We start from the raw sequence: 11,711 nt of genomic DNA on the forward strand, positions 1-11,711 counted from the left end.
GGTTACCAACTTAAGACAGGACAGGTCATTCAGAACGCAGGACGCCGTAAATACGTCCCTGTAGGCTTGGCGGCAGCATCCCTGCTGCCGACACCTGCGTTCTAAACGCCCTGTCCCGTCATAAGTGTGTAGCCTTAAGATTAATAACTCATGGCTTGCCATGCGCGTACAGTGTAGCGGTGTAGTATGATATAAATAAAATCGTTTGTTTTTATGGTAACAATAGGTTTTATCAATCGTAAGTTAGGTATACAGTTATTTCTGTATTACGTTTATTATTCAAATTCATAAAACGGAGGTTTTTATGCTTTCTTGGTTTCGCTTCATTACTATCGACCCGGTTCCATTAAGTCTAAAAGCAAAAGCGATATCAACGCTGGCATGTTTTGCTGCCGTATTGTTAGCCGGTTGGTTGACAGCATTATTAACCGGAACACCGAACTCACCTGTGCTGGTCGCATCGCTAGGAGCATCAGCGGTGATATTATTTTTTATTCCCAATAGTCCGCTAGCTCAGCCGTGGCCGTTAATCGGTGGTCAAATTATTTCGGCATTAGTGGGTATGATATGCGCGTTAGCGATTCCAGATATTGTTATCGCCGGTGCTTGTGCGGCGGGGATTAGTGTATTTGCTATGTTATTGCTGCGTTGCTTACATCCACCGGCTACCGCAACAGCATTAACGCCCGTGACTGCGGGAAGTGCCGTGACATCATTAGGCTTGAGCTTTGCTGTAGTCCCGGTCGCTATTAATGTCTTGGTGTTATTCGGCTTAGCGGTCGTTGTGCATCGTTGGCTATTAAACAATACCTATCCTGTTGTTAACAAAAAAACCGACGCTAGGCAAAGCGCTAAACAGTCAACCGCTCAGGCGTTGCCGAAAATAAGCGTATCAGAATCGGATTTACGTCAAGCATTAGCGCATGGCGATAAAATTTTTAGATGTCTCAGCTGCCGATTTAAGTCAACTATTAAGCACCGTGCAATTGCAGATCTATCAGCAAACGTATGGACTTATCACCTGTGGCGATATTATGGTGAAAGATATTCCGACCCTAGATTATGGTTCAGAGGTTGAAGAAGCTTGGCAACTCATGCATAACCAACGTCTTAAAGCAGTGCCAGTTATTGATAAGGCCAGGCGGGTTATTGGCATAGTCACATGGAATGATTTTTTTAAATTTATCGATTTAAAGCCGCAAGAAAAATTAATGGATAAATTTTTAGCGTTTGTACGGCGTACACCCGATGTCGCGACCGATAAACCAGAAGCGGTCGGCCACATCATGACCCATCCGGTTCAAGTTTTAGCCGATACCACGCATATTGTTGAATTAATTCCTTTAATGGCCGAGCAAGGGTTTAGGCAAATTCCGGTCGTTGATGCAGAAAAACGGTTGGCGGGCATGGTTTATCCTGCACATTTGATTGCTGCGTTGTTTAAGCAGCGGTGAGGGGTAAAGATATAAAATCCGCACCCATTTATAGCTTTGGTCGTGCTTGATTGACGTGTGACAGGTGCTTACCAAAATTTAGGGGTTGCGCGATGCCTCACAGAACAGTACAGCGGCCTTTACGAAAATCACGCAATGCCTCCTCAGCGAGTGCATCAAGACGACCTGCCGCAATGTCATGCGCGAATTGTTTATCCCAAGCTTCAGCGTCGAATTCTTGAAACCAGTCGCGAAATGCAGAAAGGTCTTCGCGGGAAAGCTTGGTTACAGCCGCTTCAATCTCAGAAATTTCAGTCATTACTAGCTATAATTGATTGGATTTTGTGCATTATCTATATCTATGCGGCTTAAGAGTTGCTGGTTGGGATATGCGGTGCATGGAATGCACTTGGCTATGTATTTACGAGTTAGGCGTAGGGCGGTTTCGCGATAGCAAACCGCCATCGGTGTACCCCGAAACGGCGGATTGCCTGTCGGCGAATCCACCTTACATCTATACGCCTTACGGGTTGATAACCATGTTAAACCGAATAAACACCATAAAACTAAGCAGCAGCAAGCTCGCAATATTCAACAAGAGTTGAAGGAATAGGGATAGGCAAACCGTCCTCCCGCAAACCATCAAGATGAAACTCGATTGCTTCACGGATGTTCCGCTCTATTTCCTCAAGAGAAGCCCCCGTAGTGATGCACCCAGGAAGATCAGGCACATAAGCCGAATAATTACCTTCGGCTTGTTCAATGATTATTGCGTAACGCATGGATTTACCTCTTTAATTGCGCTTGCTTAAGAATGCTGTTTAATGTTCCGGGAGCTAAATCATCGCTTGGCTTTCCAGGAACGGTTCACGCCCAGATTTTGTAGGATGCCGAAACTGCCGATGACTGCCCCGTGTAGCCACAAGATACCAGTCATCTTTAGCAAGCAGGCCCAAAATTTCTGAAACTTTCATTTTAACCTTGGTGGTCTGGGCCTATATCTATGCGGCTTAATGGTTAGGCGTAGGGTGGTTTCGCGACAGCAAACCGCCATCGGTGTGCCCCGGAAATGGCGGATTGCCTATCGGCGAATCCACCTTACATCTATACGCCTTACGGGTTGTTTTTGTTAGGTGTTTGGTTTAATGGTTTATAGCTCAAATGGTGGCAGTTCCGAGTTCATGTTCCGGTCTATTTCGTAGATTGCTTGGCGTAGGTGCCGAAGATCCTCTGCACAAGTAGCAAGAAAGCCTGCACAGTGGGCGCAAGCAGCAAAGATGATCTCGTGATCGCTCTGTGTCTTTATGAGGTCTATACGACCAAAATCCGCTGCTTCTCGAAAATAGATAGTTTTTACTTTGTCGAGTTTCTTTCTGCGATCCGGAGAGTTCAGCCGGTGAGCAAGATCGTTTCTGAGTCCATTAATTGCAGCCACCAGTTCCCATTCGCCAAGATTGTTCTTTCGAAGGCACAGCGATCTCGCAACGTTCAGCTTCTGCGCAAAAGTTAGCCTAGCATCCGCTATGTTCTCTCTGTGAAACACATGCTGATCGATGATTAAGGCAAGAGCTTCTTCAAGCAGAAGATGTCCTTTCAGAAGGACGTGAACCATCTCGTCTATGGTCGACATCTCGCTTGTGAATCGTTCAATCGAGGCTTGAAGTGCAGGGAACATGGCTTCTCTTTCTTGGAGCGCCGACAAGGTTTGTTTCGGACGCCTAGTGTAAGGTATCCCACTTTTTAGTGGGGCACAGATTACAAACGAATCAGTGTATTTCCCGATTCGTGCTCATTGTTTTTTTAACGATATTATTATACATCCTAGTTGTTAGCAACTTTTTGTTAGTATGAGTTATGCACCAATAAATCCCTATCCTAAGTTGCTTTTTAATCGGTATTTATCTCAATCTGTGAGATAGTCGAGTACCCATACATAAAAGCCATCAATCCAATGTTGCTAGCATTACTAGCCAATCAAACATACAAAAAGCATTGTTCCCAAAAACTAACTATAGCCATCAGACCCACTTAACCACCGCTATCGCCTTAAACTTTCGGAATTGCATTTTATACCCAGGCAATTTTAAGTTATGCTATAGCACATGAAAGATACTCATTTAACAATTACCCGCTTTAGCAATTTAGAATTATCAGACATCATTTTGAAAGGTTTAAATGATGCTGGTTTTACCCATTGCACCCCGATTCAAGATAAGGCGTTACCGTTATCGTTGCGTGGCAAAGATATTGCCGGTCAAGCGCAGACGGGTACCGGTAAGACCGCCACGTTTTTATTAGCGACGTTTCAGCATTTATTGAATGATGAAAGCGAACGGATTAAAAATCCTAGGGCGATTATCATTGCACCTACTCGTGAGCTGGCGATACAAATTCATAAAGATGCGTTGTTGCTCGCTAAGCATTTAAATTTTAGATATGCGTTGATTTACGGCGGCACCGATTATCAAAAGCAATTGGAGCAAATTAAATCCAATGTCGATATTATTATTGGCACGCCGGGGCGTATTATTGATTTCTATAGGCAACAAGCGTTTAGCTTAGAGCATGTGCAAGTCGTGGTGTTAGATGAAGCCGACCGCATGTTTGATTTGGGCTTTATTAAAGATATTCGCTATTTGTTGAAACGGATGCCTACGCCAGCGGCGCGGTTGAATATGTTGTTTTCAGCGACGTTATCGTATCGGGTGATTGAATTAGCTTACGAGCACATGAATAATCCGGTGTTAATCCGCATTGAAAGCGAAGAGGTGACGTCTAAGGCGATTCAACAAAGCGCGTATTGTCCGGCTAATGAGCAAAAGCTGCCGTTGCTAGTTGGTATCTTGCAGCAGCAACAACCGCAACGCAGTATTGTGTTTGTTAATACTAAACGCTGTGCCGAATTATTAAACGATACGTTAAATGCGAATGGTTTTAAAACGGCGGCGTTAAGCGGTGATGTGCCGCAGCAAAAACGTCAGCGCATGTTGACGGATTTTCAGGAAAATCATATTTCTTTGTTAATTGCGACGGATGTGGCTGCGCGCGGTTTGCATATAGCCGATGTATCACATGTGTTTAATTATGATTTGCCACAAGATGTTGAGGATTATGTGCATAGAATAGGGCGTACCGCTCGTTTTGGTGCTAGCGGTATTGCAATTAGTTTTATTTGTGAGCAATACGCGTATTCTATGCCGGATATTGAAGAGTACATCGGGCAAAAAATTCCGGTGCAAGCGATTCCTAAAGAGTTATTAGCCGATGTCATAGTGCCTGAAAAAGCGCCTGAAAAGCATAAACCGCCGCATAAATCGAATAAACCGTTTAAACATCATGCGCCTAAGCCACGGGCAGTAAGTCACGAAAATCCTCAATCGCAGGATAGTGAGTAATTTCGCGTTTAGGTCGGCTAGAGTCTGGCTTGCTGACAGAGATTAAATAACCAATGCCATAGGCTTTAGCGGCATTTAATACCGCAATATTGTCATCCACGAATAAGGTTGTTGTTGCGTCAAACCCATAGCGGGCTTGAAATATTGGCCAAAAGTCTGGATGCTCTTTAGGCAAGCCCAAATCATGCGAACAAACAATCTCGTCAAAAAACGTGTGTAAGCAGGTTTTTTCCATTTTTATCGCTAAGCTACCGCGATGCGCGTTGGTAACTAGCATGACTTGTTTACCGGCAGCGCGCACAGCGCTTAAAAAGTCGACGACATGCGGTAACACGGCGATGAGTTCGGCAATTTCTGCTTTTAAGCCAGCAATATCTAAGTTTAGTTGGCTACTCCAATAATCTAAGCAATACCATTCTAGTTTTCCTTCCATGCTTTTAAACAACGGTATAAGCTGTTGTTTAGCGTCGTGAATCGATATGGCGTGTAGTTCGGCGTATTTTTGCGGTACGAATTCTTGCCAAAAGTGATTATCAAAATTTAAGTCGAGTAAAGTACCATCCATATCGAGTAATACGGTGTCAATTTTTTTTCCAATTCAGCATAAGAGTGAGTTATAGTTAATAATGATTTGATTGAGTGAAGACTATGGCCGAAATACCCACTATCTTAAATAAAACAACGATTGCCAGAAGTCGTTTGTTCCGCATTGAGTCGTTAGACATACAGTTTAGCAACGGCGAGCAACGCAATTATGAACGTTTGGCGAAAAGCAGTCCTACCGGGGCGGTGTTAATCGTGCCTATGCTAGATAATGATACGGTGTTGTTAATTCGAGAATATTCGGCCGGTGTTCATCGTTACGAATTGGGTTTGCCTAAGGGTAAAGTCGATGCTGGTGAAACCCTTTTTGAAGCCGCTAATCGTGAGTTGAAAGAAGAAGTGGGGTTTGGAGCCACTGATTTATTACGTTTAAGCACTTTTTCTATGGCACCGGCTTATCTTGAGCATACGACGGACATTATTTTAGCGCGTCAGTTGTATGTGGAAAAATTATTAGGCGACGAACCTGAAGAGCTAGAGGTTATTCCCTGGTCGTTAACCAATATTAATGGTTTGCTAGCGACCGGGGAATGTACTGAAGCAAGGTCTATTGCCGCCTTGTTTATTACCCGCGAATATTTACAAACGGTAAAGCGGTTGTAGGGGTTGTAAGCTTGTTTTATTCAACTTGCTGCGCGCTTGCTGTTCATTAAACGCTTTTAACAACGGTTTACCTTGCCAAGGTTTAGGGTCTTGGGCGTATAAGCTGTCGTTTAACCGCAAAATCTCATCTCTTAACCGTGCGTCTACCAGGGCTGCAATCGCCCCTAAGCTGTTGACGCCAAATTCATGCTGACCCCAAGTTAATAATGCCGCTTTTGCGGCGTGGGGATTATTGTTATCGCAAGCCACTTGTAAGTGTTTGAGCTGAAAAGTCGATTGACTTTGTTCAGGTACAGCGACTTGAGTCGTGTGATGCTTAGGCTTGGTGCGCTGTGTTAACAAAATAACCAATGTGATTAGCCAACCTAAACCTAAAAACGCAGATAACCACGGCCAAAAATCGTTAGTTGGCTGTTGCTGTGTGACGTCGGCTGTTATCGGCGTGGGTGTTTGCGTTAATGGAGCAGCTTGTTGGGCTTGTGCTACCGGTGTTTGTACCGGGGCTGGCGTAGTCGCTACATCGCCGACAGCGGTTAACACTGTCTCTGGTAATTTAGCCAGTTCCATTTGTTTGGTTTGCGTGTTAAACCAAGGAATAGCGATTTCAGGCAGTTTATATTGACCGGCTTTATTCGGTAATAAAGCTATTTTTTCTTGTCTGAACGCCGTTAAGCCATCGCTGTTTTTTTGCTCTTTTAATACCGGTTGGTCTGGATAGCTTTTTAATAAGCTGTGCTGGCTTAATGGCGCGAGTTCTGGCAGTTGCGCAACGGTGTTGCCATCAACGGTTAAGGTTAAGGTGCGGGTAATCGGCTCACCTGCTTTGGCTGAGCTTATATCACCAGACCATTGTTCGCTGAGCTCAACGCGTTTGGCCGGTAGCCAGGCTTTTCCGTTTGCGTTGCTTGGGATAGCTTGCACTTGCAAGGTAATCGGTTTTGAGTTTAAGCGTTTGGTTTTTGCCATTTGCTGATTAAAAAAGCCATTAAAACGCGGCATGGATGAGTTTGTTAAAATTTCAGCGGTCAGTTGCAAGGGCTGAATGGTTAACTCGCCGGTTTTTTGCGGAAAAATGGCATAACGCCGTTCTGTAACCGAATAATCGACGCCATTCACTTGGGTGTTGTAATTGCTATCATCGCCAAGTTTTTCAACGACGGCATCGGCTAATTCAGGCTCGGTGAGCCGCGCTTGGGCAATATCAACGCGGGTGTATAAGCGTAAGGTGTAAATGACTTGTGCTTGTAAATAAGGTTGTTCAGGTTCTGCGCTGACGTCTAAGAATAATTCTTGCTCATTGTTAAGGCCTTGCGTGTCGGGTTGGTCGGTTATGGTAACCGTCATCGCGTTGCTGTGGTCCGAGCCAAACGCAATAGAGGGAATCGTTAGCGTACCTGCGTGTTTAGCGATGACATTGACGGTCCATTGTATCGTGCTGCTAAAACGCCCATTCATCCACGATTTGCTTGATGATTGGCTTTGATTTAACACTGTGAAATCTTGCTCTAACGGGCTTAAATCCGGGTCGTCATCGGGCGTATCATCGGCTTTGAATATAATTTGAAACGAGTCATTCAGGTTAACCGGGTTACGGTCTACCGATGTGGTAATGGTGGTTTTGGCAAAGCATAGCCAAGGCCAGAGCAGTATTAGGATAAATAAACGGTTATAACGAATCATGAGTCAGACAAACAAATTAAAGCGGTCATAAGGAGAAAAACCTGTGTCATTACTTCGACATGAGCACGGCATAACCTGTTCTTAACATAGCGTCTTGAGTATAACTGATACCCGCTTTCCTAATGTCATTTAACACAGCTTGAGGGGCATTAGGTGGGCATAGTACTTGAACCCGACCGCCAACTTTTTGTGCTTCTTGTTTAGCGAGTATTAATTGCCGTTTGACCTTAGGTGATAATTGGTTGCCAACCACCATTTGCGCTTCAGAGAGCATGAATTTTTGGCTATTGATTTTTTGTAGCTTTTTGCCATTTTCGATGATTTGCGTGGCTTGGGTCACGCCAGGCTGCGCACCGATTTCCCGTTGCCAGGCATTGGCTTGTTGGCTGACGAGTTGGGTATAAGGGTCGGTCGATAACGAGTAAGCGGCAATACCGCCTAATAAGGCACCAGCGCCTGCGCCTATAGCGGCACCTTCGCTGCCACCCATAGCGGCGCCTATGCCTGAACCTACGGCCGCACCGCCTAATGAGCCTAGTGAGGCTTGTTGTTGTCTATTCATATTAGCGCAACCGGTCAAAGCTAAGGTTGCGATACTGGTGGCGATAATTATTTTTTTCATAATGGTTCCTGAGTTATTGAGTATTAAAAAATCGAATGGCAGCATCGTCGATTCTTCTATTTCGTTTGTTGTGTTTACGCGGTGGGTGAGGGCGTAACATTATCGGGTCAGGCGGTATAAACAGCGGCATAGGCAGTTGTCGTCTCGCTTGAGTGACTTGAGGCGGATTGGTTTGCGTTTTGCTGGCTGATTTATTCGATGCTGATTTTACAGGTGTGGATTTAGTGGCTACTTTTTTAGCCGGAGCGGTTGTAGTTTTTTTTGTTTCTATCGGCTTAGTTTTCGGTGCTTCTGCTTCTGCTTCTGGCACTATAGGCTTTAAATCAGCCGGCGGCGGTAAGACTTCAGCCGTCAGTGCTTTATTTTCTGACAACGGCGTGACAGTGACTGTTTGCGTTGGATTAGCCCCATTTGGTTCTGTATTACTTAATGTTGTGGTTGTAAGCGGGATGATAGGCGGTGTAGGTAAGTTAGGCGGAGTTGTTGTCGCTACAGGTAACGGCGTTGTTTGCTTATCCGTTGTGGGTTGTGGTTGTTCTTGAAAAAACCAATAGCTACCGCCTGCGGTGAGTAATGTCGCTAAGAAAACAACGCCGGGATAGTCTGCCATCCAACTCGGTAAAACAGGTTTTTTAGCGATGACGGCGTGTTCTTCTGTTGTTAATAGTAGTTTTTGTAAAGCTTGGCTAAAGGCTTGCGCGCTGGCAAAGCGCTGTTGCGGCTTTTTTTTCTAAAGCTTTTAATATGATTTGCTCTAATTGTGCCGGAATGTGGGCGCCAAAGCTTAACGGTGGTTTGGGTTTTTCTTCAACAATCGCGCGGCGCAATTCGTAATCGGTGCTTTTTTCAAAGGGAATATGGCCTGTCAGCATTTCGTATAGCACAACACCGGCTGAGTATATATCAGTATGAGGCCCGGTTTCTTGGCCTTGGATTTGTTCGGGCGATACATAGTGTAACGTGCCGACGAATTGACCGGTTTGCGTTAGCCGCGCTGTTTCTAGGATTCGGGCAATGCCAAAATCTAAGATTTTTACGCTGTTTTTGTCGGTGATAATGATATTTGACGGTTTTATATCGCGGTGTACCACATTAAAACTATGCGCATGGTGAATGCCGTCTAACAATTCTATCGTGTATTTGACGGCAGTAGGCCAAGGTATGACGCCTTGTTTCTTTAAAATGGCTTCTAATTCTTCGCCTCTGGCAAATTCCAACGCCATGTAATACTTATCTTGTTCGGGGTCGAATTTGTATTGATACAGCGTGGTGATATTCGAATGATTTAACCGTCCTAAGGCGATGAGTTCGTCTTTAAAACGTTGAATAATATCGGGTCTATTTTTTAGCTCAGGTTTCAGCAATTTAATGGCTACTTCACGCTCTAGCATGACATCAAGTCCTTTATAGACTTCACCCATGCCGCCGGAGCCGATTTTTTCTACAATTTTGTAATTATCGATTTGGTCCATAGTCTCCCCCGCTTAGGCGTTGGTCATCGGTGCTTGAGTGTGTGGTGTGCTATCGGTTGTGTGTATTTTAATCACAATGGCGGAAATATTATCAAATCCGCCGCGTGTATTCGCTAGCTCAATCAGCGTACTACAGGCTTTGTTGGCCGTTTGTGTCGTGATGATGCTATTAAATTCTGTATCATCGACTAAATCATATAATCCATCCGAGCACAATAAAAAACAATCGCCATGCTCTAAGGCTAACGGTTTTATTGAATAAGCGATAGTTGTTTGTGGACGAGTGCCTAGCGCATGAGTGAGTAAGTGTTTATCAGGATGATTTTTTACCGCATCAGGTGCAAGCAGTCCATCTTTCACTAACGAGGCTACGACGGTATGGTCTTCTGAAAGTTGCCGACAAACGCCATTTCTTAATAAGTATAACCGGCTATCACCGACATTGGCGTAATACGCTAAACCATTGAGCACGGCTAACACGACTAGGGTTGTACCCATGCCGTGTAATGACGTGCTTGTAGACGCGTGTTGAAACACGGCGCTATTGGCTTGATTAAACGCATTGCTTAATGCCTGTGGCGTGTTTTGCTGCAATAGGTGTTGGGTAAGATGTTGTTGTAACGTCTCTACCGCAACACGGCTTGCTGTTTCACCGCCTTGATGTCCCCCCATGCCATCGGCAACCACAGCTAAGACAGTATTTGCGTCGGCAAAGCGAATACAGCCAATATTATCTTGGTTGACTGGCCGGGTTTTGCCCGTATCGGACAATAACCCTAGCTCTAATGTATAGTTTTTTAAACCATAGCGATTGTTATGCGCGCTAGGTTTTAGTTTGCTAGCCAGCCAATGCCACGGCGAGTTCATTAGGCGGCGCATGATTATTGAATCACTTGATGGACGCCCATGATCTCTTCACCATGTTTTATCGGTACGGCAAACGAAATGCTAGTGCCTGAGCGGTCATTGGCTTTTGCGGTAAAAATACCTATCACATGGCCTTTATTGTTAAAAACAGGGCCGCCGCTATTACCGCTACCAGTTGCATTCACCGTTAATTGGTAAACATCGCCCATTTCGCTGGCGTAATCTTTTACCGAATCAGACAGCACTTTAGCATTGCCTTCAATCACTTTGCCAATATTACCGCTAGTAACAGTAGGGTCTGGAATTTGTTGCCAACTGCCTTCACGGTTGAAATGGTCTTCAGATTTTACTTTTACCGCTACATCAGGCGAAATACCTGGATAACCCATAACGGTAATCGTTTCACCCGACTCGACTTTATCGTTGGAGCCTAGTTGTACCGGTGTTAAGGCTTCCGGTAAGTCGATTTTAATGAGTGCGACATCCGAATTATCAGAGACTGTGACTAAACGCGCAGGGATGCGTAAACCGGTTTTGGGGAAGGTGACATCTAAGTAGTCATTGCGACCTTCGACAATTTTGCCGTGTAAAGGCTTATCACCAAACATTTTAGTTTTGGCAGGTACCCAATTACTTAACGCGGTGACATATTGATTATCAGGGTCATTCGGGAGTTCTGAGAGCTTAGATGATGAGCAGTCTGAGTCGCTACAAACCATTAACACACCCGGTAACGTAAAATTACTGTTTTGGGTATGCCAGCTCGCCGCGACATGGCGATTGGTTAAGATATAACCATCTTGTTTGACGACAAAACCTGAGCCTGAGCCTGTGCTACCAATAGGAATACCATCATCGGCCACTAATAAAGGCTCAACAGAGCCATTAATAAAGACATACCAAGGCATTTTTTTGGTGGCACATTTGCCTTTTTTGCTCTACACAAGCAAATTTTTTTGAAACACTTGTTTGCCGGTAGGCACATGAACGAGTTTCCAACTGGTTTCGATTAATACCGTTGAGTTACCGTAGTTTT

At 44.7% G+C, this 11,711-nt stretch carries 15 protein-coding genes and 1 pseudogene; 4 read left to right on the top strand and 12 right to left on the bottom strand.

Annotated features, from left to right (window positions below; translation table 11 throughout):
• The first annotated feature begins 304 nt into the window (after window positions 1-304).
• Together VZ94_RS18970 and VZ94_RS29740 are read left to right on the top strand one after the other, a co-directional pair.
• Complete coding sequence (locus tag VZ94_RS18970; RefSeq protein WP_109867734.1) at window positions 305-1,078, top strand: HPP family protein; 774 nt, start codon at window positions 305-307, stop codon at window positions 1,076-1,078.
• Window positions 1,035-1,454, top strand: a complete 420-nt coding sequence (locus VZ94_RS29740) for a CBS domain-containing protein (RefSeq protein ID WP_109867735.1) — start codon at window positions 1,035-1,037, stop codon at window positions 1,452-1,454. The genes VZ94_RS18970 and VZ94_RS29740 overlap by 44 nt, the downstream gene beginning before the upstream one ends.
• A 97-nt stretch (window positions 1,455-1,551) precedes the next feature.
• Here the strand turns inward: VZ94_RS29740 and VZ94_RS18975 are convergent, their stop codons facing one another.
• From VZ94_RS18975 to VZ94_RS18985, 5 genes and pseudogenes are all read right to left on the bottom strand, one after another.
• Window positions 1,552-1,752: a hypothetical protein gene (locus tag VZ94_RS18975; RefSeq protein WP_045780429.1), complete on the bottom strand. Its 201-nt coding sequence runs from the start codon at window positions 1,750-1,752 to the stop codon at window positions 1,552-1,554.
• A 247-nt stretch (window positions 1,753-1,999) separates the two neighbouring features.
• Window positions 2,000-2,215, bottom strand: coding sequence for a type II toxin-antitoxin system HicB family antitoxin (locus VZ94_RS18980; protein ID WP_045780430.1), 216 nt, complete (start codon window positions 2,213-2,215; stop codon window positions 2,000-2,002).
• Between the two features lie 4 nt (window positions 2,216-2,219).
• Window positions 2,220-2,291: pseudogene (locus VZ94_RS32895) on the bottom strand (hypothetical protein); the annotation flags it as partial.
• Window positions 2,270-2,407: a type II toxin-antitoxin system HicA family toxin gene (locus tag VZ94_RS32900; RefSeq protein WP_204369213.1), complete on the bottom strand. Its 138-nt coding sequence runs from the start codon at window positions 2,405-2,407 to the stop codon at window positions 2,270-2,272. The pseudogene VZ94_RS32895 and the gene VZ94_RS32900, both read right to left, overlap by 22 nt.
• 176 nt (window positions 2,408-2,583) lie before the next feature.
• Window positions 2,584-3,135: a hypothetical protein gene (locus tag VZ94_RS18985; RefSeq protein ID WP_045780431.1), complete on the bottom strand. Its 552-nt coding sequence runs from the start codon at window positions 3,133-3,135 to the stop codon at window positions 2,584-2,586.
• A gap of 400 nt (window positions 3,136-3,535) precedes the next feature.
• Between VZ94_RS18985 and VZ94_RS18990 the strand changes: the two genes are divergently transcribed.
• The gene (locus VZ94_RS18990; RefSeq protein WP_045780432.1) at window positions 3,536-4,828 is read left to right on the top strand and encodes a DEAD/DEAH box helicase; all 1,293 of its coding nucleotides are present in this window, start codon (window positions 3,536-3,538) and stop codon (window positions 4,826-4,828) included.
• On the opposite strand, the gene yrfG is transcribed toward VZ94_RS18990, so the two are convergent.
• Complete coding sequence (gene yrfG, locus VZ94_RS18995; RefSeq protein WP_045780433.1) at window positions 4,776-5,393, bottom strand: GMP/IMP nucleotidase; 618 nt, start codon at window positions 5,391-5,393, stop codon at window positions 4,776-4,778. The two genes, VZ94_RS18990 and yrfG, sit on opposite strands and share 53 nt — an antisense overlap.
• Window positions 5,394-5,476: 83 nt before the next feature.
• Here yrfG and nudE point away from each other — a divergent pair, with 83 nt between their 5' ends.
• Window positions 5,477-6,034, top strand: coding sequence for an ADP compounds hydrolase NudE (nudE, locus tag VZ94_RS19000; protein ID WP_045780436.1), 558 nt, complete (start codon window positions 5,477-5,479; stop codon window positions 6,032-6,034).
• Here nudE and VZ94_RS19005 read toward each other — a convergent pair.
• The 6 genes from VZ94_RS19005 to VZ94_RS19030 form a co-directional block, all read right to left on the bottom strand.
• The gene (locus tag VZ94_RS19005) at window positions 6,011-7,714 is read right to left on the bottom strand and encodes a BatD family protein (RefSeq protein WP_052700754.1); all 1,704 of its coding nucleotides are present in this window, start codon (window positions 7,712-7,714) and stop codon (window positions 6,011-6,013) included. The two genes, nudE and VZ94_RS19005, sit on opposite strands and share 24 nt — an antisense overlap.
• Before the next feature lie 49 nt (window positions 7,715-7,763).
• On the bottom strand, window positions 7,764-8,336 hold the full coding sequence (locus VZ94_RS23750; protein ID WP_052700755.1) for a YMGG-like glycine zipper-containing protein: 573 nt from the start codon (window positions 8,334-8,336) through the stop codon (window positions 7,764-7,766).
• A 13-nt stretch (window positions 8,337-8,349) separates the two neighbouring features.
• Window positions 8,350-8,946, bottom strand: coding sequence for a hypothetical protein (locus VZ94_RS19015; RefSeq protein WP_045780434.1), 597 nt, complete (start codon window positions 8,944-8,946; stop codon window positions 8,350-8,352).
• A gap of 76 nt (window positions 8,947-9,022) precedes the next feature.
• Window positions 9,023-9,808: a serine/threonine protein kinase gene (locus VZ94_RS19020; protein WP_052700756.1), complete on the bottom strand. Its 786-nt coding sequence runs from the start codon at window positions 9,806-9,808 to the stop codon at window positions 9,023-9,025.
• 12 nt (window positions 9,809-9,820) lie between these two features.
• Window positions 9,821-10,687 carry a Stp1/IreP family PP2C-type Ser/Thr phosphatase gene (locus VZ94_RS19025; protein ID WP_052700757.1) on the bottom strand — a complete coding sequence of 289 codons (867 nt, stop codon included), beginning with the start codon at window positions 10,685-10,687 and terminating at the stop codon, window positions 9,821-9,823.
• Window positions 10,688-10,689: 2 nt separating this feature from the next.
• On the bottom strand, window positions 10,690-11,583 hold the full coding sequence (locus tag VZ94_RS19030; protein ID WP_045780435.1) for a S1C family serine protease: 894 nt from the start codon (window positions 11,581-11,583) through the stop codon (window positions 10,690-10,692).
• Between the last annotated feature and the right edge of the window lie 128 nt (window positions 11,584-11,711).

The sequence above is a fragment of the Methylocucumis oryzae genome (genome assembly GCF_000963695.1).
GTDB lineage: Bacteria > Pseudomonadota > Gammaproteobacteria > Methylococcales > Methylomonadaceae > Methylovulum > Methylovulum oryzae.